The 19232-nt window shown below is 56.8% G+C and carries 17 protein-coding genes and 1 tRNA gene; 8 read left to right on the top strand and 10 right to left on the bottom strand.

From position 1 onward, the window contains the following. Nucleotides 1-1025 precede the first annotated feature (1025 nt). The 5 genes from lldP (at nt 1026) to trmL (ending at nt 6674) form a co-directional block, all read left to right on the top strand. Entirely contained in the window at nt 1026-2681 is a 1656-nt protein-coding gene (gene lldP, locus IPZ49_RS15925) for an L-lactate permease (RefSeq protein WP_063147037.1), read from the top strand. Continuing rightward, a complete protein-coding gene (gene lldR, locus IPZ49_RS15920; RefSeq protein WP_023298877.1) occupies nt 2678-3451 on the top strand; it encodes a transcriptional regulator LldR in 774 nt (257 codons plus the stop codon). The genes lldP and lldR overlap by 4 nt, the downstream gene beginning before the upstream one ends. Further along, the gene (gene lldD, locus IPZ49_RS15915) at nt 3448-4635 is read left to right on the top strand and encodes an FMN-dependent L-lactate dehydrogenase LldD (protein ID WP_063147038.1); all 1188 of its coding nucleotides are present in this window, start codon (nt 3448-3450) and stop codon (nt 4633-4635) included. The genes lldR and lldD overlap by 4 nt, the downstream gene beginning before the upstream one ends. Nucleotides 4636-4813: 178 nt before the next feature. Continuing rightward, complete coding sequence (locus IPZ49_RS15910) at nt 4814-6154, top strand: aromatic acid/H+ symport family MFS transporter (RefSeq protein WP_063147039.1); 1341 nt, start codon at nt 4814-4816, stop codon at nt 6152-6154. A gap of 46 nt (nt 6155-6200) precedes the next feature. Beyond that, nucleotides 6201-6674 carry a tRNA (uridine(34)/cytosine(34)/5-carboxymethylaminomethyluridine(34)-2'-O)-methyltransferase TrmL gene (gene trmL / locus IPZ49_RS15905; RefSeq protein WP_022649772.1) on the top strand — a complete coding sequence of 158 codons (474 nt, stop codon included), beginning with the start codon at nt 6201-6203 and terminating at the stop codon, nt 6672-6674. Between the two features lie 36 nt (nt 6675-6710). Here trmL and ilvC read toward each other — a convergent pair whose 3' ends face one another. After that, nucleotides 6711-8186, bottom strand: coding sequence for a ketol-acid reductoisomerase (gene ilvC, locus IPZ49_RS15900; protein ID WP_022649773.1), 1476 nt, complete (start codon nt 8184-8186; stop codon nt 6711-6713). Nucleotides 8187-8338: 152 nt separating this feature from the next. On the opposite strand from ilvC, the gene ilvY reads away from it, so the two are divergent. Further along, nucleotides 8339-9229, top strand: a complete 891-nt coding sequence (gene ilvY / locus IPZ49_RS15895) for an HTH-type transcriptional activator IlvY (protein WP_017382574.1) — start codon at nt 8339-8341, stop codon at nt 9227-9229. A gap of 45 nt (nt 9230-9274) precedes the next feature. Here the strand turns inward: ilvY and ilvA are convergent, their stop codons facing one another. The 7 genes from ilvA to ilvL all read right to left on the bottom strand — a co-directional run bounded on the left by ilvA (nt 9275) and on the right by ilvL (nt 15825). Further along, nucleotides 9275-10819 (bottom strand): threonine ammonia-lyase, biosynthetic, encoded by a 1545-nt coding sequence (gene ilvA / locus IPZ49_RS15890; protein WP_113788209.1) that lies wholly within the window; start codon nt 10817-10819, stop codon nt 9275-9277. Nucleotides 10820-10821: 2 nt separating this feature from the next. Beyond that, a complete protein-coding gene (ilvD, locus tag IPZ49_RS15885) occupies nt 10822-12672 on the bottom strand; it encodes a dihydroxy-acid dehydratase (RefSeq protein WP_022649775.1) in 1851 nt (616 codons plus the stop codon). Between the two features lie 60 nt (nt 12673-12732). Then, nucleotides 12733-13662 (bottom strand): branched-chain-amino-acid transaminase, encoded by a 930-nt coding sequence (gene ilvE / locus IPZ49_RS15880; RefSeq protein ID WP_003860182.1) that lies wholly within the window; start codon nt 13660-13662, stop codon nt 12733-12735. 18 nt (nt 13663-13680) lie between these two features. Further along, nucleotides 13681-13944: an acetolactate synthase 2 small subunit gene (gene ilvM, locus IPZ49_RS15875; RefSeq protein ID WP_063147041.1), complete on the bottom strand. Its 264-nt coding sequence runs from the start codon at nt 13942-13944 to the stop codon at nt 13681-13683. Further along, nucleotides 13941-15587, bottom strand: coding sequence for an acetolactate synthase 2 catalytic subunit (gene ilvG, locus IPZ49_RS15870; RefSeq protein ID WP_045308986.1), 1647 nt, complete (start codon nt 15585-15587; stop codon nt 13941-13943). Before ilvG ends, ilvM begins: the two co-directional genes overlap by 4 nt. Before the next feature lie 2 nt (nt 15588-15589). After that, on the bottom strand, nt 15590-15640 hold the full coding sequence (gene ilvX / locus IPZ49_RS15865) for a peptide IlvX (protein WP_166792073.1): 51 nt from the start codon (nt 15638-15640) through the stop codon (nt 15590-15592). 86 nt (nt 15641-15726) lie between these two features. Further along, on the bottom strand, nt 15727-15825 hold the full coding sequence (gene ilvL, locus IPZ49_RS15860) for an ilv operon leader peptide (RefSeq protein WP_001311244.1): 99 nt from the start codon (nt 15823-15825) through the stop codon (nt 15727-15729). Nucleotides 15826-16165: 340 nt separating this feature from the next. On the opposite strand from ilvL, the gene IPZ49_RS15855 reads away from it, so the two are divergent. Then, on the top strand, nt 16166-17686 hold the full coding sequence (locus IPZ49_RS15855) for a YifB family Mg chelatase-like AAA ATPase (RefSeq protein WP_032626968.1): 1521 nt from the start codon (nt 16166-16168) through the stop codon (nt 17684-17686). A 26-nt stretch (nt 17687-17712) separates the two neighbouring features. On the opposite strand, the gene IPZ49_RS15850 is transcribed toward IPZ49_RS15855, so the two are convergent. Then, nucleotides 17713-18051, bottom strand: a complete 339-nt coding sequence (locus IPZ49_RS15850; RefSeq protein ID WP_006808641.1) for a DUF413 domain-containing protein — start codon at nt 18049-18051, stop codon at nt 17713-17715. A 118-nt stretch (nt 18052-18169) separates the two neighbouring features. Here IPZ49_RS15850 and hdfR point away from each other — a divergent pair, with 118 nt between their 5' ends. Continuing rightward, nucleotides 18170-18991: an HTH-type transcriptional regulator HdfR gene (gene hdfR, locus IPZ49_RS15845; protein WP_022649779.1), complete on the top strand. Its 822-nt coding sequence runs from the start codon at nt 18170-18172 to the stop codon at nt 18989-18991. A 100-nt stretch (nt 18992-19091) separates the two neighbouring features. Here the strand turns inward: hdfR and IPZ49_RS15840 are convergent. Then, nucleotides 19092-19167: transfer RNA gene (locus IPZ49_RS15840), tRNA-Trp, on the bottom strand. Nucleotides 19168-19232 lie beyond the last annotated feature (65 nt).

Below are 19232 nucleotides of genomic sequence, written 5' to 3'. Positions count from 1 at the left end.
TTAAAAACGCCACCGAAAGGTTTTTAGCAGAATGGGTGACGCGACCTTATAGAATAAAGCAGGGTCCATCCCATGGTGATAATCCGTATATTTTCAGAAGGCCATACACAGATATCCTTCAACTGAGGAATGACTTCTGGCCGAAAATAACACTGAATACGTTGTGGTTAGTAATAAATTTAAAATCTTCTGTTACGTTGCTTCTGAATAAATAGTAAATCAAATGCCTTTTAACGTCTACGCATTGAAAAGCAATATGCCGCGTCTGTAAACACTCAGAAATTAACACTCAGCTAACAAATTTAACCCCTTTCGATTGCCCTAATAATTATTAATCTGCTTTTAATACCGCAACTAAATTACAAGAGAGTCAACTGATCATTGTTTGATCAATTTATTTCAGAATATTATTAGCCAAAAAATGTCTGTTCAGCGCAAAATTCTTACCCTTTATCCTGAAAAACAACACTTGAACAGGATATTTCTTTATCGATCATCAATTGATCGTTTGTAATACACTGTTAAAATCTATATGTGAAATTTACCTTAATTAAAATTTTTTGCTACAGCTTAGATTTCGCATTTTTAACCAAAAAAAATTTTTATTTATAGGAAATATATCACTCTGCTCACACATATACAGCTTCTCAAAAACACAAATAAAACAAACAAACCTCATTAAATTCACGAAACATTATCACCTCTCCTTTTTATATAACCTCTTTTACACGCCGTATCTGCTTAAAAGGCGAGTGTAAGGCTCTCCACCTGACCACCGCTCCCAACGCACACGGTGATTTGATTTTGCGGTTTTGGTCCTACCAATCGCGCACAAAGCTATCCATCGTTCACAATTTCGATGCTCCACTTCACAAAACAATTGCTGAATAGCAACACTTGATTAACCATTTGTTGTCATTAACCCTACATCACAATATTGGAAGGACCACTTTTACACTAAGTGTGACGCAGAGATGAGCAGAGACTCACCCGACGAACACCTGTGTGGTCCTCAGGAGACCTGCATGAGCCTCTGGCAACAAAACTACGATCCGGCCGGAAATATCTGGCTGTCGAGCCTGATCGCATCGCTACCGATCCTGTTTTTCTTCTTTGCGCTGATTAAGCTCAAGCTGAAGGGCTACCTTGCCGCGACGTATACCGTTGCCATCGCCCTGATGGTGGCGTTGTTCTTCTACAAAATGCCGGTCGATCGCGCGCTGGCCTCCGTCGTCTATGGCTTCTTCTACGGACTGTGGCCGATTGCGTGGATCATCATCGCCGCCGTCTTTGTCTACAAAATCTCGGTCAATACCGGGCAGTTCGACATTATTCGCTCGTCGATTCTCTCCATCACGCCGGACCAGCGTTTGCAGATGCTGATCGTCGGCTTCTCCTTCGGAGCATTTCTGGAAGGGGCGGCAGGATTCGGCGCACCGGTGGCCATCACCGCCGCCCTGCTGGTCGGTCTGGGCTTTAACCCGCTGTATGCCGCTGGCCTGTGCCTGATTGTGAATACCGCGCCGGTGGCGTTTGGCGCGATGGGCATTCCTATTCTGGTGGCGGGCCAGGTGACCGGGCTGGACAGCTTCGAGATCGGCCAGATGGTGGGCCGCCAGCTGCCGTTCCTGACCATTATCGTGCTGTTCTGGATCATGGCGATTATGGACGGCTGGCGCGGCGTGAAGGAGACCTGGCCTGCGGTGATGGTAGCGGGCGGTTCGTTCGCCATTGCCCAGTATCTCAGCTCCAACTTCCTCGGCCCGGAACTGCCGGACATCATCTCTTCCCTGGTGTCGCTGGTCTGTCTGACGCTGTTCCTGAAACGCTGGCAGCCGGTACGTATCTTCCGCTTTGCTGACATGGGCGCATCGCACGTGGATCAGACGCTGGCGCGCACCGGCTATACCGCCGGACAGATTGTGCGCGCGTGGTCACCGTTCCTGTTCCTGACCGCCACCGTGACGCTGTGGAGTATTCCGCCGTTTAAAGCCCTGTTCGCCCCGGGCGGCGCGCTGTACGACATGGTGATTAATATCTCCGTGCCGTTCCTCGACAAAATGGTCGCCCGTATGCCGCCGGTGGTACACGACGCCACGCCGTATGCGGCAGTGTTTAAGTTCGACTGGTTCTCAGCCACCGGCACGGCGATCCTGTTTGCCGCTATCCTTTCCGTAGTGTGGCTGCGCATGAAGCCTGCCGCCGCGGTGCAGACCTTTGCGGCGACGATTAAAGAGCTGATGCTGCCGATTTACTCCATCGGCATGGTGCTGGCGTTCGCGTTTATTTCGAACTACTCCGGCCTGTCGTCGACGCTGGCGTTAGCGCTGGCGCATACCGGCCACGCGTTTACCTTCTTCTCGCCGTTCCTCGGCTGGCTGGGGGTGTTCCTGACCGGTTCAGATACGTCATCTAACGCCCTGTTTGCCGCCCTACAGGCCACAGCCGCGCAGCAGATTGGCGTCTCGGACGTGCTGCTGGTCGCCGCGAACACCACCGGCGGCGTGACCGGGAAGATGATCTCACCGCAGTCCATCGCCATTGCCTGTGCCGCGGTGGGGCTGGTAGGCAAAGAGTCGGATCTGTTCCGCTTTACCGTTAAACACAGCCTGATATTTACCTGCATGGTGGGCGTGATCACCACATTGCAGGCCTATGTCTTAACCTGGATGATTCCATGATAGTGATGCCCAGACGCCTGTCCGACGAGATTGCCACTCGCGTACGGGCGCTGATAGAAGAACAACAGCTGGAAGCGGGCATGAGATTGCCCGCCGAGCGTCAGCTTGCCGCCCAGCTTGGCGTGTCGCGCAATTCACTGCGCGAGGCGCTGGCGACGCTGGTCAGCGAAGGGGTGCTGCTGAGCCGTCGAGGCGGCGGCACCTTCGTGCGCTGGCAGCATGACGACTGGTCCGAACAAAACATCGTGCAGCCGCTTAAAACGCTGATGGAAAACGACCCGGACTACAGCTTTGACATCCTCGAAGCGCGTCACGCCATCGAAACCAGCACCGCGTGGCATGCGGCGATGCGGGCAACCGAGGCCGACAAAGAGAAGCTCAAAGCCTGCTTTGAGGCCACGCAAAGCAGCGACCCGGACATCGCCTCCCAGGCGGACGTGCGTTTTCACCTCGCGATTGCCGAGGCCTCGCACAACGTGGTTCTGCTGCAAACCATGCGCGGGTTCTTCGACCTGCTGCAATCCTCCGTGAAGCAGAGCCGCCAGCGCATGTATCTGGTGCCGCCGGTATTTGCCCAACTGACCGAACAGCACGAGGCGGTGCTCAACGCCATTCTGGCCGGTGATGCCGAGGCCGCGCGCAAGGCGATGATGGCGCATCTCGGCTTCGTACATACCACCATTAAACGATTCGATGAAGATCAGGCCCGACAGGCGCGTATTACCCGTCTGCCTGGCGAGAGTGATATTTCCAGGGAGAACAAAGCATGATTATTTCCGCAGCCAGTGACTATCGCGCCGCGGCACAGCGCATTTTGCCGCCATTCCTGTTCCACTACATTGACGGCGGGGCGTACGCCGAATATACCCTGCGCCGCAACGTGGAGGACCTGTCGGAAGTGGCCCTGCGCCAGCGCGTGCTGAAGAATATGTCTGACCTGAGCCTTGAGACGAAGCTGTTTAACGAGACGCTCTCCATGCCGGTGGCGCTTGCGCCCGTCGGCTTATGCGGCATGTATGCCCGCCGGGGCGAAGTGCAGGCCGCCGCCGCCGCAGATGCCAAAGGCATCCCGTTTACCCTTTCCACCGTGTCCGTCTGCCCGATTGAAGAGGTCGCCCCGACCATCAAGCGCCCGATGTGGTTCCAGCTCTACGTCCTGCGCGATCGCGGCTTTATGCGTAACGCGCTGGAGCGCGCCAAAGCGGCAGGCTGCTCAACGCTGGTCTTTACCGTCGATATGCCCACGCCCGGCGCACGCTACCGTGATGCGCACTCCGGCATGAGCGGTCCGAACGCCGCGATACGCCGCTACTGGCAGGCGGTGACGCACCCGCAGTGGGCGTGGGATGTCGGCGTGAATGGCCGTCCGCACGATCTGGGCAATATTTCGGCCTACCTGGGTAAACCGACCGGGCTGGAAGATTACATCGGCTGGCTGGCGAACAACTTCGATCCATCCATCTCCTGGAAAGACCTGGAGTGGATCCGCGAATTCTGGGACGGCCCGATGGTGATCAAAGGGATCCTCGATCCGGAAGATGCCCGCGACGCGGTGCGTTTTGGCGCCGATGGGATCGTGGTCTCTAACCATGGTGGCCGCCAGCTTGACGGGGTGCTCTCCTCCGCCCGCGCCCTGCCAGCCATTGCCGATGCGGTGAAAGGCGATATTGCGATTCTGGCCGACAGCGGCATCCGTAACGGGCTGGACGTGGTGCGCATGATTGCCCTGGGCGCAGACAGTGTGCTGCTGGGCCGTGCTTACCTGTACGCGCTGGCCACCAGCGGCCAGGCGGGCGTGGCGAATCTGCTGAACCTGATCGAGAAAGAGATGAAGGTGGCGATGACCCTGACCGGTGCGAAAACAATCGGTGAAATCAGCAAAGACTCTCTGGTGCAGGAGCTCAGTAAGCTGCCTGCGGCGCTGGCCCCCCTTTCTCAGGGAAACGCGGCCTGATCTCCCCCGGTTAGCCTCCCCTTCTTCCGCGCCCGGCTTTACCCTCGGGCGCTTTTTTTGTTGAAAATAACACCTGCGTAACATTCTGGATAAGAAAATTTGACACAACCCGCCCTCCGCAATTGTATAGACAAGCAAATACAAGAACACAAAAACAACATTACATCGGAGGAAACGTATGACGTATTCAGGTCGGGTGGATATACAGCAGGTGATCGATGAGAGTCCTTTTTCAGGGTTTCACTGGCTTCTTATTGTGCTGGGCTTTCTGGTGCTGGCGATCGATGGTTTCGATACCGCCGCGATGGGTTACATTGCGCCTACGCTGTCGGCGGAGTGGGGAATACATAAACAGGATCTGGGGCCGGTGTTGAGTGCGGCGCTACTGGGGCTGTCGCTGGGAGCTCTTATTGCAGGTCCGGTATCGGACCGTATGGGACGCAAGCGCGTACTGGTCTTTTCATGCCTTTTCTTCGGCCTGGCGAGCCTGGGCACGGCCTGGGCGCAAAGTCTGAATACCCTGACGCTGTGGCGATTTCTGACCGGTCTCGGACTGGGCGCCGCGATGCCTAACGCCATCACGCTGATCTCAGAGTTTGCCCCCCAGCGCTGCCGCGCCATGGCAATTAACACCATGTACTGCGGCTTTCCGCTGGGTGCGGCGGGCGGCGGGGCGATCTCGTCCTGGCTTATCCCTCACCATGGCTGGCGAAGCGTACTGCTGACCGGCGCGATTGCGCCGCTGATTTTAACGGTGCTGCTGGCGCTGCTGTTGCCGGAGTCGGTGAAGTTTCTGGTGCAGCGCGGAAAAGACGTCGCGCAGGTTCGCCGCATCGCCAGCCGGTTCGCCCGCAGCACGCTGGATAGCGTCACGGGCTTTTTCCTGGCGGAGGAGAAGGTCGCGTCGAAAAAAGGCAGCGTGTCGCAGCTGTTTTCCATGCCCTGGCTACCCGGCACCCTGATGCTGTGGGTCACCTACTTTATGGGACTGGTGATTTATTACGTCCTGCTGAGCTGGATGCCAACGCTGATGCAGGGGATGGGGTATGCGCTGGCGGAATCCGCCTGGCTCACCTCGCTGTTCACCTTCGGCGGCACCGCTGGCATTCTGCTCGCGGGCTGGATGATGGACCGCTGGGAAGCGCACAAGGTGGTCGCGTGTGGTTTCGTGCTGACGATGGGCCTGATTCTTTTACTCGGCATTGAGCATAATCATATCGCCCTGTTTGGCGGGTTAATCTTCCTGATGGGGATCGCGATGAACGGCGCGCAGTCGGGGATGCAGACCCTGGCCGCCACCTTTTACCCTACCGAGTGCCGCGCGACGGGTATCGCCTGGATGCAGGGGATCGGCCGCTTCGGCGGCGTGGCGGGCACCATGACCAGCGCCCAGCTTCTCTCCATGCAGTGGCAGGCGGACAGTATTTTGATGATCCTCAGCGTGCCTGCTCTCATGGCCGCGGCGGCAACCGTCTACAAAATGCTGTATAGCCGCTCGCAGGAGCCGGGCGTCGCCTAGTCCCTCTCTTTTCTGCTATTCTGCCCCCCGCAATTAAGGGGGCAGCATGCTTAACATCGTCTTATTCGAACCAGAAATCCCACCCAATACCGGCAATATCATCCGCCTGTGCGCCAACACCGGTTTTCGTCTGCACATCATTGAGCCGATGGGCTTTACGTGGGACGACAAACGTCTGCGCCGCGCGGGGCTGGACTACCATGAGTTTACTGCCGTCGTTCGTCATCACGATTACGCCGCGTTTCTGGACGCAGAGAAGCCGCAGCGCATGTTCGCCCTGACCACCAAAGGCACGCCAGCGCATAGCGCCGTAAGCTATCAGGACGGGGATTATCTGATGTTTGGTCCGGAAACCCGCGGCCTGCCGGCCACCATTCTGGATGCCCTGCCCGCTGAGCAAAAAATTCGTATTCCGATGATGCCGGACAGCCGCAGCATGAACCTGTCGAATGCGGTGTCGGTGGTGGTCTATGAGGCGTGGCGCCAGCTGGGTTATCCCGGCGCGATACTGCGTAGCTAAAACAGTTCGGGTGGCTTGCGCCACCCGATTGTCTTTTTAGTCTGCTACTGCGATACGTTTCATATCGGTCATGTAGCCACGCAGTTTCTGGCCCACTTTCTCGATTTCGTGACTGCGAATCGCTTCGTTTACGTCACGCAGCTGCGCGTTATCAACCGCACCTTCCGCAATCGCTTTACCCAGATCGCCTGCTTGCAGGGTAGTCATGAACTCTTTCAGCAGCGGTACGCAGGCGTAAGAGAACAGATAGTTACCGTACTCGGCGGTATCGGAGATCACCACGTTCATCTCATACAGACGCTTACGGGCGATGGTGTTTGCGATCAGCGGCAGCTCGTGCAGCGATTCGTAGTACGCAGATTCTTCAATGATGCCGGAATCCACCATGGTTTCGAACGCCAGCTCAACGCCCGCTTTCACCATCGCGATCATCAGTACGCCTTTATCGAAGTACTCCTGCTCGCTGATTTTACCCTCGAACTGTGGTGCCGTTTCGAACGCGGTTTTACCGGTCTCTTCGCGCCAGGTCAGCAGTTTCTTATCGTCATTCGCCCAGTCCGCCATCATGCCGGAAGAGAACTCGCCGGAGATGATGTCGTCCATGTGTTTCTGGAACAGCGGTGCCATGATGGTTTTCAGCTGTTCAGAGAGTGCGAACGCGCGCAGTTTTGCCGGATTGGACAGACGGTCCATCATCAGCGTAATGCCGCCCTGCTTCAGCGCTTCGGTGATGGTTTCCCAGCCGAACTGAATCAGTTTTTCCGCGTATGCCGGATCGGTGCCCTCTTCCACCAGCTTGTCGAAGCACAGCAGAGAACCAGCCTGGAGCATGCCGCACAGAATGGTCTGCTCGCCCATCAGGTCAGATTTCACTTCCGCAACGAAGGAAGATTCCAGTACGCCCGCACGATGGCCTCCGGTGGCCGCTGCCCAGGCTTTGGCAATCGCCATGCCTTCGCCTTTCGGATCGTTTTCCGGGTGAACGGCGATCAGCGTCGGTACGCCGAAACCACGTTTGTACTCTTCGCGCACTTCGGTGCCCGGGCACTTCGGTGCCACCATCACTACGGTGATGTCTTTACGGATCTGCTCGCCCACTTCAACGATGTTGAAGCCGTGAGAGTAACCCAGCGCGGCGCCGTCTTTCATCAGCGGCTGTACGGAACGCACAACGTCTGAGTGCTGCTTGTCTGGCGTCAGGTTAACCACCAGGTCCGCCTGCGGGATCAGCTCTTCGTAGGTACCTACTTTGAAGCCGTTTTCGGTCGCTTTACGCCAGGAAGCGCGCTTTTCAGCAATCGCTTCTTTGCGCAGGGCGTAGGAGATATCCAGCCCGGAGTCACGCATGTTCAGGCCCTGGTTCAGACCCTGTGCGCCACAGCCAACAATGACCACTTTTTTACCCTGAAGGTAGCTCGCGCCATCAGCAAATTCATCGCGCGCCATGAAGCGGCATTTGCCCAGCTGCGCCAGCTGCTGGCGCAAGTTCAGTGTATTAAAGTAGTTAGCCATGGGTGATACCTCGTGATGTTGTGTGTCTTATTGTTCGGTTCGCGTTTCAGCGAGAATGTACCCACATTACAACAGGAAATTTATTGCGGAAATTGATATATTCACAACGTCACATTGCAATTTATGCAATGTAAAAAGAGGGAGTGGAATCGGTGGATTTACGCGATCTGAAAATGTTCCTGCATCTGGCGGAAAGCCGTCACTTTGGCCGCAGCGCCCGGGCGATGCACGTCAGCCCTTCCACGCTGTCGCGCCAGATCCAGCGCCTTGAGGAAGACCTCGGCCAGCCGCTGTTCGTGCGCGATAACCGCACCGTCACCCTCACGGAAGCCGGTGAAGAGCTGCGCATCTTTGCCCAGCAAACCTTGTTGCAGTACCAGCAGCTGCGGCACACCATCGACCAGCAGGGGCCGTCGCTGTCCGGCGAGCTGCATATTTTCTGCTCCGTGACCGCCGCCTACAGCCATCTTCCCCCCATTCTCGACCGCTTCCGCGCGGAACATCCGTCGGTTGAAATTAAGCTCACCACCGGCGATGCCGCCGACGCGATGGAAAAAGTGGTCACGGGCGAAGCGGATCTCGCGATTGCCGGGAAGCCGGAAACCCTGCCGGGCGCGGTAGCGTTCTCAATGCTGGAGAATCTGGCGGTAGTACTGATTGCCCCGGCGCTGCCCTGTCCTGTGCGCAATCAGGTCTCGGTGGAGAAACCGGACTGGTCGACGGTGCCATTTATCATGGCCGATCAGGGGCCGGTGCGCCGCCGCATTGAGCTGTGGTTCCGCCGCCAGAAAATCAGCAACCCGTCGATTTACGCCACGGTCGGCGGCCATGAGGCGATGGTGTCGATGGTGGCGCTCGGCTGCGGCGTGGCGCTGCTGCCAGAAGTGGTGCTGGAAAACAGCCCGGAGCCAGTGCGCAATCGCGTGATGATTTTAGAACGCAGCGACGAAAAAACGCCGTTCGAGCTTGGCGTGTGCGCACAAAAAAAGCGGCTGCATGAGCCGCTTATTGATGCGTTCTGGAAGATATTGCCGAACCACTAAAGCCGGGTGGCGCTGCGCTTACCCGGCCTACACGCAGCTCAACCCTTAGCCCGCGAGGAAGAAGCGGAACGCCGGGTTGTGGGTTTCGTCATGGCACTCATAGCCCAGCTCGTTCAGGCGCGTTTCGAAATCCGGCTCGTGCTCGCCCAGCTCGAACGCCGCCAGCACGCGGCCGTAGTCGGTGCCGTGGCTGCGGTAGTGGAACAGAGAAATGTTCCAGTGGGTGCCCAGCGTGTGCAGGAACTTGAGCAACGCGCCCGGCGATTCCGGGAACTCGAAGCTGAACAGGCGTTCCTTGAGCGGCTTGGATGGACGGCCGCCGACCATGTAACGCACGTGCAGCTTCGCCATTTCGTCGTCGGAGAGATCGACCACGCTGTAGCCGCCGTCATGCAGCAGGCTGAGGATCTCTTTGCGCTCCTCCACGCCACGGCTCAGACGCACGCCGACAAATATGCACGCATCTTTGGCATCGTCAAAGCGGTAGTTGAACTCCGTTACCGAACGGCCGCCCAGCAGCTGGCAAAACTTCAGGAAGCTGCCCTTCTCTTCCGGAATGGTCACCGCCAGCAGGGCTTCACGCTGCTCGCCCAGCTCACAGCGTTCGGACACGTAGCGCAGGCCGTGGAAGTTCACATTGGCGCCGGAAAGCACGTGCGCCAGACGCTCGCCGCGAATGTTGTGCTGGGCGATGTATTTCTTCATCCCCGCCAGCGCCAGCGCGCCGGACGGCTCCGCCACCGCACGCACATCCTCGAAGAGATCTTTCATCGCCGCGCAGATAGCGTCGCTGTCGACGGTGACGATATCGTCGAGATACTCCTGGCACAGACGGAACGTTTCATCGCCAATGCGCTTCACCGCCACGCCCTCGGCGAACAGCCCGACGCGCGGCAGATCCACCGGATGTCCGGCGTCCAGCGCCGCCTTCAGGCAAGCGGAGTCTTCCGCTTCAACCGCAATCACTTTGATCTGCGGCATTAGCTGTTTGATCAGCACCGCCACACCAGCGGCTAAGCCACCGCCGCCCACCGGGACGAAAACGCGGTCGAGATGGGCATCCTGCTGCAACAGTTCCAGCGCCAGCGTACCCTGCCCGGCAATCACCATCGGGTGATCGAACGGCGGGACCCAGGTGAAACCCTGCTGCTGCGCCAGCTCAATCGCTTTGGCTTTCGCTTCGTCAAAATTCGCGCCGTGGAGCAGCACTTCCCCGCCAAAACCGCGCACCGCGTCGACTTTGATATCCGCCGTGGCAACCGGCATCACGATCAGCGCTTTCAGCCCTAAACGGGCCGCGGAGAACGCTACGCCCTGCGCGTGGTTGCCCGCCGACGCGGTAATGACGCCGCGCGCTTTCTGCTCATCCGTCAGCCCGGCCATCATCGCGTAGGCGCCGCGCAGCTTGAAGCTGTGCACCGGCTGCCTGTCTTCGCGCTTCACCAGAATGACGTTGTCGAGGCGCGAGGAGAGTTTGTCCATTTTTTGCAGGGGCGTGACCTGCACGGCTTCATAGACCGGCGCGCGCAGCACCGCTCTCAGGTATTCCGCCCCCTCGGGGGCGGCGGATAAAGGTTGTGACTCGGCCATCATTAGCCCCCAAGTTTAGATTTATCGCGCACCGCGCCTTTATCTGCACTGGTGGCAAGACTCGCGTAAGCGCGCAGGGCGAAGGAGACTTCGCGCTGGCGGTCTTTCGGCGTCCAGGCTTTGTCGCCGCGGGCTTCCTGCGCTTCACGACGGGCCGCAATCTCCTGGTCACTCAGCTTCAGCTGAATGCCGCGGTTCGGAATGTCGATTTCGATCAGGTCGCCATCTTCGATGATCGCGATATTGCCGCCGCTTGCCGCTTCCGGGGAGACGTGGCCAATGGAGAGGCCTGACGTGCCGCCAGAGAAACGACCGTCGGTGATCAGCGCGCAGGCTTTGCCGAGGCCCATCGATTTCAGGAAGGTAGTCGGGTAGAGCATCTCCTGCATGCCCGGACCGCCTTTCGGCCCTTCGTAGCGAATGACCACCACGTCGCCTTCCACCACTTTGCCACCGAGGATAGCGTCTACCGCCTCGTCCTGGCTTTCATACACTTTTGCCGGACCGGTGAATTTGAGAATGCTGTCGTCCACGCCTGCGGTTTTCACGATGCAGCCGTTTTCCGCAAAGTTACCGTACAGCACGGCCAGACCGCCGTCTTTGCTGTAGGCATGTTCCAGCGAGCGGATGCAGCCTTCGGCGCGATCGTCATCCAGCGTGTCCCAGCGGCAATCCTGCGAGAACGCCTGCGTGGTGCGAATACCTGCCGGACCGGCGCGGAACATCTTTTTCACCGCGTCGTCTTTGGTCAGCATCACGTCGTACTGGTCCAGCGACTCCGGCAGCGTCAGGCCGAGCACATTTTTCACGTTGCGGTTCAGCAGCCCTGCGCGATCCAGCTCGCCGAGAATACCGATGACACCACCAGCACGATGCACGTCTTCCATATGGTACTTCTGGGTACTCGGCGCGACTTTACACAGCTGCGGCACTTTGCGGGAGAGCTTGTCGATGTCGCTCATGGTGAAGTCGATTTCGGCTTCCTGCGCGGCGGCCAGCAGGTGCAGAACGGTGTTGGTGGAACCGCCCATGGCGATATCCAGCGTCATGGCGTTTTCGAACGCCGCTTTACTGGCGATGTTGCGCGGCAGCGCGCTGGCGTCGTCCTGCTCGTAGTAGCGTTTGGTCAGCTCAACGATGCGCTTGCCCGCGTTAAGGAACAGCTGCTTACGGTCGGCGTGGGTCGCCAGCAGCGAGCCGTTACCCGGCTGAGAAAGGCCCAGCGCTTCGGTCAGGCAGTTCATGGAGTTGGCGGTGAACATCCCGGAACAGGAGCCGCAGGTCGGACACGCGGAGCGTTCCACCTGGTCGCTCTGCTCGTCAGAGACTTTCGGGTCCGCGCCCTGGATCATGGCATCGACCAGGTCGAGCTTGATGATTTTGTCGGAAAGCTTGGTTTTACCCGCTTCCATCGGGCCGCCGGAAACGAAGATCACCGGAATGTTCAGGCGCAGGGAGGCCATCAGCATCCCCGGGGTGATTTTGTCGCAGTTGGAGATACAGACCATCGCATCGGCGCAGTGGGCGTTAACCATGTACTCCACCGAGTCGGCGATCAGCTCGCGCGACGGCAGTGAATAGAGCATCCCCCCGTGGCCCATTGCGATACCGTCATCCACCGCAATGGTGTTGAACTCTTTCGCCACGCCGCCGGAGGCTTCGATTTGCTCGGCAACCAGCTTACCGAGATCGCGCAGGTGCACGTGGCCCGGCACAAACTGGGTGAAGGAGTTCACCACGGCGATAATTGGCTTGCCGAAATCGGCGTCGGTCATTCCGGTGGCGCGCCACAGTGCGCGGGCACCCGCCATATTACGGCCGTGGGTGGTGGTGGCTGAACGATACTTAGGCATGCTTTATTTACTCCCGTCTGACTATTAAATGGGACGGTGCGTGCCGTCCCAAATTTATATTTAGTGATTAACCTGATCCAACCAGCCGTATTTGTCTTCTGTTTCGCCGGTGAACAGGCCGAAGAAGGCTTGCTGAATGCGTTTGGTGACCGGACCACAGCGGCCTTCGCCCACCTGAATGCCGTCGACGCTACGCACCGGTGTAATTTCAGCCGCGGTACCGGACATGAACACTTCGTCAGCCAGGTACAGGGATTCGCGGGACAGCACCTGCTCGCGTACTTCGATACCCAGATCTTTTGCCAGCTTGATGATGGCGTCGCGGGTGATGCCCGGCAGCGCGGACGAGGTGAACGGCGGGGTGAACAGAATGCCGTCTTTCACTTCAAACAGGTTTTCGCCCGCACCTTCGGAGATGTAGCCATTTACATCGAGCGCGATACCTTCCTGATAGCCGTGACGGCGCGCTTCGCTGCCAACCAGCAGTGAGGAGAGGTAGTTACCGCCCGCTTTAGCCGCGGTCGGGATAGTGTTTGGTGCCACGCGGTTCCAGGAAGAAACCATTGCGTCGATCCCCTGATCCAGTGCTTCCGCGCCCAGGTAGGCGCCCCACGGGAACGCAGCAATGATCACATCGGTGTTATAGCCAGCGGGCGGATTGACACCCATGCCGACATCACCCACGAAGACCAGCGGACGAATATAGGCACTGGTCAGTTTGTTCTGGCGGATCACCTCGCGGCAGGCTTCCATCAGCTCATCAACGCTTTGGGAGACCGGGAAACGATAAATTTTGGCTGAGTCATGCAGACGCTGCATGTGTTCGCGATGGCGGAACACCACTGGTCCTTTGTGAGAATCGTAGCAACGGATGCCTTCAAACACGGAGGTGCCGTAGTGCAGCGCGTGGGACATCACGTGAACTTTCGCGTCTTCCCAGCGAACCATCTCACCATTGAACCAAATGTAATCAGCTTTTTTTGTCGTCATTTTTTCGTCCTGTCACGCTTAAGCGCGGATTTGTTGTGATGTGGTTGTGCTCTGGCAGATGGCAACATGGGCAACGTCTACCAGTTTTGATAACTGACTAAACAGTAAGTCGACCGGCCGCGGGCTGGCAACGGTTAATTCGATACTGATATTTTGTGCATCCGTGGCCGTTTCCATATTCATAGAGCAAACCTGAAAACCACGGTGACGGACCACACGCAATACGCGTTCTAACGTTTCCGGGTTGAAGCGAGCCTGCACGGCGACCTGATGTTGCATCATGATAATTTCTCCAGCATTTGTGAGTTACTGGCACCGGGCGGTACCAACGGCCAGACGTTCTCAAGCTCGTCGATTGAGACATGAAGCAGGTATGGCCCTTCGCTTGACAGCATGGTGTCGAGTGCCGCTTCAACCTGGTCTTTACGGGTGATGTGCTGGCCAGGAATGCCGAAGGCGCTGGCCAGGGTGAGGAAATCGGGGTTGTCGGTCAGGGTCGTTTCGCTGTAACGCTCCTGGAAGAACAGCTGCTGCCACTGGCGAACCATGCCTAAACGCTGGTTATCGAGCAAAACGATTTTCAGCGGTAACTGCTTACGCTTCACGGTGCCGAGCTCCTGGACGTTCATCATGAAGGAGCCGTCACCGGAGATACAGATAACGGTATCGTTCGGGCGGGCAACCTGTGCGCCCACGGCAGCGGGCAGGCCGAAGCCCATCGTGCCTAAGCCGCTCGAGGTGATGAAGTTCTCCGGGCGGGTGTAGGTCATGTGCTGGGCTGACCACATCTGATGCTGGCCGACATCCGTCGTCACCACGCTGTCTGCGGGTTTGCGGTCGGACAACTGTTTCAACAATAGCGGCGCATAGATGGCCTCGCCGGGGTGGTCGTAACGCCAGGCGTGTTCAGCGCGCATATCGGCGGTGTGCTGACGCCATGGGTTGATATCCAGCGGCTGCTCCAGCGCCGGTAACAGCGCGTTGAGATCGCCCTGCAACGCGACATGCGCCTGACGCAGTTTGTTCATTTCCGCCGGGTCGATGTCCATATGGATCACTTTGGCGTTCGGCGCAAAGGTGTTCAGCTTGCCGGTGACGCGGTCGTCAAAACGGGCGCCGACGGCGATGAGCAGGTCACACTCCTGCACCGCCAGGTTTGCCGCTTTGGTGCCGTGCATCCCTAACATGCCCAAATAGTATGGATAGTCCGCGTCGACCGCGCCCAATCCTTTCAGCGTGCAGGTGGCGGGCATTTGCGTTACTGCGATAAATTCGCGCAGGGCAGGAACAGCCTGCGCCATGCCCACGCCGCCGCCTACATACAGCATCGGCTGTTTCGCCTGCGCCAGCATCTGGCGAGCCTCTTCAACCTCCGTATGGGGAAACACGTTGTCGCTTTCAACGGTGGAGAAGTGCGGTTCCAGATCGCCGAGTGCAACCTGAATATCTTTCGGGATATCTACCAGAACCGGGCCAGGACGGCCAGAGCTGGCAACCTCGAACGCTTCGGCCATCACGCGCGGCAGCTCTTCGAGAGACTGAACGAGGAAGCTGTGTTTGGTGCAGGCAAGCGATAAACCAAGCACATCCACTTCCTGGAAGGCATCGGTGCCGATGAACGGAGAGGCCACCTGGCCGGTGATCGCCACCACGGGTACGGAATCGAGCAGCGCGTCAGCCAGGCCGGTGATCAGGTTCGTTGCGCCCGGACCGGAGGTGGCCATACAGACGCCGGTTTTACCGGTCGCACGGGCATAACCGATGGCGGCCATCGCTGCGCCCTGCTCGTGTCGGCACAAGAGGTGTTCCACGCCGCCGTCATACAGTGCATCGTAAATCGGCATAATTGCGCCACCCGGATAACCGAATACGGTTTCGACTCCCTGCGCGCGCAACGCATGTACTACCCATTGTGCCCCATTCATAGTTAGTTCCCCGTCATAAATCTGGAGAAACAGAATTTTGTGCTAGTCGTCATTCTCTGCTCCTCATTTAAGTTTTTTAGTCATAAAAAAACCCCCGGACCTTTCGGTGCGGGGGTCTTAGTTCGTTAAGGCTTGATTTCTAAGCCTTTCCTCGTCCAAGTGCAGCCCCGCACGGTGGGATAATAATCACCACCACGCTAATCACGACCAGGCTAATCACTCGTAGAAGGGCTGTCATTTTCAGTTCTTTTTGCATCTTGTTCGAAGGAATACCTAAAGAGTTACCACAGATATTTCATCTGACACAAGATTTTTTTATGACTCATTTCTGTAGCAGGCGAACTATTTCTTTCAAAATCGTTGTTTTATATAGGGAAAAAATAGAAATGAAGATTTTTCATTTTTTGGCCCGTTTCATCAGGCAAGGCGCGCATGATTTCTTTTCTGCGAGGCCGATTCCACCGACATGTAATGATTACATTTAGGCGCTAAAAGGCTGGAACGAGCGCCGTAATTCAGTGAATTAGCGCTAAACAGGAAAAAATGATGCTGGCATAGTCACCGCCAAGGAGGGGCTTATGTCACTGTCAGTTGTTTATACACGCGCGGCCATCGGCGTGAAGGCACCGCTTATTTCTGTAGAGGTTCATTTAAGTAATGGACTGCCCGGACTGACGCTGGTCGGCTTACCCGAAACGACCGTTAAGGAGGCCAGGGATCGCGTGCGCAGCGCAATTATTAATAGCGGTTATGCTTTTCCGGCGAAGAAGATCACCATCAACCTTGCGCCCGCCGATTTGCCAAAGGAGGGAGGGCGATATGATTTACCTATTGCTATAGCGCTTCTCGCGGCTTCTGAACAGCTCAATACGCCAGGGTTAAGCTCGTGCGAGTTCGTGGGTGAATTAGCGCTTACAGGCGCGTTAAGAGGCGTTCCCGGAGCAATCTCGGGTGCGCTTGAAGCCATACGCGCGGGAAGGCAAATCATTGTGGCCAATGAAAATGCCTCTGAAGTCAGCCTTATCGCCGAAAAGGGGTGTCTTGTCGCGGGACATTTGCAGGAGGTTTGCGCCTGGCTGGAAGGCCGACATGAGCTTGCCGAGCCGCAGGAGAATGAGGAGGTAGTGGCAGATTCACCCGATGACCTCAGCGATATTATGGGTCAGGAACAGGGTAAGCGGGCGTTAGAAATAACGGCCGCGGGTGGGCATAACCTGCTACTGATAGGTCCGCCAGGCACGGGGAAAACGATGCTGGCGAGCAGGTTGAGCGGCCTGCTGCCCCCCCTCAATAATCACGAAGCGCTGGAAAGCGCCGCGATATTTAGCCTGGTCAGTTCAATATCGCTGCATAAACAGTGGCGCCGCCGTCCTTTCCGCTCGCCACACCACAGTGCGTCTCTTACCGCAATGGTGGGCGGGGGCTCAATTCCCGGACCGGGTGAAATCTCACTGGCACACAACGGCATTCTGTTCCTGGATGAATTGCCAGAGTTTGAACGCCGCGTGCTGGATGCGTTGCGGGAGCCGATTGAATCCGGCGAAATCCATCTGTCTCGTACACGCGCCAAAATAAGCTACCCTGCGCAGTTTCAGCTGGTCGCCGCGATGAACCCTAGCCCAACGGGCCATTATCAGGGCAACCATAACCGCTGTACGCCGGAGCAGACGCTGCGCTATCTGAGTAAGCTGTCCGGCCCCTTCCTCGACCGTTTTGATTTATCTCTCGAGATCCCCCTGCCACCGCCCGGTCTGCTGAGGCAAACCGGTATCAAAGGCGAAAGCTCAGCAGCGGTGCGAGAACGGGTTATTGCGGCTCAGGCGCGGCAGTATGCTCGTCAGAACAGGCTGAATGCCCGGCTGGATAACAGCGGGATCCGACAGTTTTGCTCTCTCAACGCCGAAGATGCAGGCTGGCTGGAAGAGACACTGACGCGGTTTGGGCTATCCATTCGCGCGTGGCAGCGTTTGTTGAAAGTTGCGCGCACGGTCGCTGACGTGGAGGGCTGCCCCGGAATAGAGAGGCGACATTTGCAGGAGGCATTAAGCTACCGTGCGATCGATCGGCTGCTGTTGCATCTGCAAAAAATGCTGGCATAAAAAAGGGGCCGTAGCCCCTTCTCTTCTTAATCGTCAGACTCGGTGTAGTCTTCTGCACCTTCCATCTGCGGCTTGCCGCCAGACAGCGTATGGAAACGCTTAGGACGCTTAATGCGAGCCATATACTTGATCCATACACGTTCTGCATCAGACTGCGGCTCACGCTCACCACGACAAACAGAGACAAATTGTTTTTCATCTTCGGTTGCCGGTTCGCGCTTACCCAGATCCAGCTCGTTAAAGGCATAACCATGGCGCTCAAGAAGTTGAGCTTCTTTGATAGTGAAATCGCCGTGACGAGAGAACCCGCGCGGATAATGTTTATTATCGAAAAAACGATTAGTCGTCGTAAAGCTTTCCGCCATCCTACACGCTCCTAATTCTTTGGCCGAGCTATTTATGGCGCGGAGTATTAGTTACGCTTGACAGAGTGTAAAACAAAACATTTAAATCATAACGACAAATAATTTTGTGGAGAAAGATGTGGATACGGAATTGCTAAAAACTTTCCTCGAAGTGAGCAGAACGCGACACTTTGGGCGAGCAGCTGAAGCCCTCTACCTGACGCAGTCAGCAGTCAGTTTTCGTATTCGACAGCTGGAAAATCAACTGGGTGTGAACCTTTTTACCCGCCATCGCAACAATATTCGTCTAACCCCGGCCGGTGAAAAGCTATTGCCTTATGCAGAAACCCTGATGAATACCTGGCAGGCAGCGCGAAAGGAGGTTGCGCACACCTCCCGGCATAATGAATTCTCGATCGGTGCCAGCGCTTCACTATGGGAATGCATGCTCAGCCAGTGGCTTATGCGGCTATATCGCACACACAATCATCTGCAATTTGAGGCGAGGATTGCGCAACGCCAGTCGCTGGTTAAGCAACTCCACGAGCGGCAGCTTGATCTGCTGATCACCACAGAAGCCCCCAAGATGGATGAATTTAGCAGCCAGATTGTTGGACAGTTTAGCCTGGCGCTCTATGCATCCGAGCCTGCAATGATGAAGGCCGACCTGAATTATTTACGCCTGGAATGGGGGCCTGATTTTCAGCAGCACGAGACGGGGTTAATTGCCAGCGATGATATCCCGCAACTCACGACAAGCTCTGCGGAGATCGCATGCCAGCATCTTCCCACACTGAAAGGCTGTACATGGTTACCTGTTCGCTGGGCGGATAATAAACCTGCACTCCATGTTGTCACCGATTCAACAACGCTCTCCAGGCCGCTGTATGCCATTTGGCTGCAAAACAGCGATAAGCAGTCGCAGATAAAAGATCTGTTAAAAACCAGCATACTGGATTAACGCAAAAGCCTGCGGAAACGCAGGCTGCTTATTCTTCAGGAAGGTGTTGAGCCGTTTTACAGGCAAAAAAAAATCCTTTGCCGAAGCAAAGGATTCTATATGGCAGGGGCGGAGAGACTCGAACTCGCGACACCCGGTTTTGGAGACCGGTGCTCTACCAACTGAGCTACGCCCCTAAATTTTTTTGCCATTAAGCCTGCCCTTTGGGCAGGCTTAATGTCTTAATAAGTGGCGGAACGGA

It is taken from the genome of Enterobacter cloacae complex sp. S2 (genome assembly GCF_015159675.1).
Classification (GTDB): Bacteria; Pseudomonadota; Gammaproteobacteria; order Enterobacterales; family Enterobacteriaceae; genus Enterobacter; species Enterobacter intestinihominis.
The sequence above is the reverse complement of the archived record's forward strand: the minus strand, read 5'-3'. Positions and strand labels throughout refer to the sequence as shown.

Bases quoted from the DNA above. Each gene is read 5' to 3' on its own strand.
- lldP (WP_063147037.1), top strand. From the start codon at position 1,026: ATGAGCCTCTGGCAACAAAACTACGATCCGGCCGGAAATATCTGGCTG.
- lldR (WP_023298877.1), top strand. From the start codon at position 2,678: ATGATAGTGATGCCCAGACGCCTGTCCGACGAGATTGCCACTCGCGTA.
- lldD (WP_063147038.1), top strand. From the start codon at position 3,448: ATGATTATTTCCGCAGCCAGTGACTATCGCGCCGCGGCACAGCGCATT.
- IPZ49_RS15910 (WP_063147039.1), top strand. From the start codon at position 4,814: ATGACGTATTCAGGTCGGGTGGATATACAGCAGGTGATCGATGAGAGT.
- trmL (WP_022649772.1), top strand. From the start codon at position 6,201: ATGCTTAACATCGTCTTATTCGAACCAGAAATCCCACCCAATACCGGC.
- ilvC (WP_022649773.1), bottom strand. From the start codon at position 8,186: ATGGCTAACTACTTTAATACACTGAACTTGCGCCAGCAGCTGGCGCAG.
- ilvA (WP_113788209.1), bottom strand. From the start codon at position 10,819: ATGGCCGAGTCACAACCTTTATCCGCCGCCCCCGAGGGGGCGGAATAC.
- ilvD (WP_022649775.1), bottom strand. From the start codon at position 12,672: ATGCCTAAGTATCGTTCAGCCACCACCACCCACGGCCGTAATATGGCG.
- ilvE (WP_003860182.1), bottom strand. From the start codon at position 13,662: ATGACGACAAAAAAAGCTGATTACATTTGGTTCAATGGTGAGATGGTT.
- ilvM (WP_063147041.1), bottom strand. From the start codon at position 13,944: ATGATGCAACATCAGGTCGCCGTGCAGGCTCGCTTCAACCCGGAAACG.
- ilvG (WP_045308986.1), bottom strand. From the start codon at position 15,587: ATGAATGGGGCACAATGGGTAGTACATGCGTTGCGCGCGCAGGGAGTC.
- ilvL (WP_001311244.1), bottom strand. From the start codon at position 15,825: ATGACAGCCCTTCTACGAGTGATTAGCCTGGTCGTGATTAGCGTGGTG.
- IPZ49_RS15855 (WP_032626968.1), top strand. From the start codon at position 16,166: ATGTCACTGTCAGTTGTTTATACACGCGCGGCCATCGGCGTGAAGGCA.
- IPZ49_RS15850 (WP_006808641.1), bottom strand. From the start codon at position 18,051: ATGGCGGAAAGCTTTACGACGACTAATCGTTTTTTCGATAATAAACAT.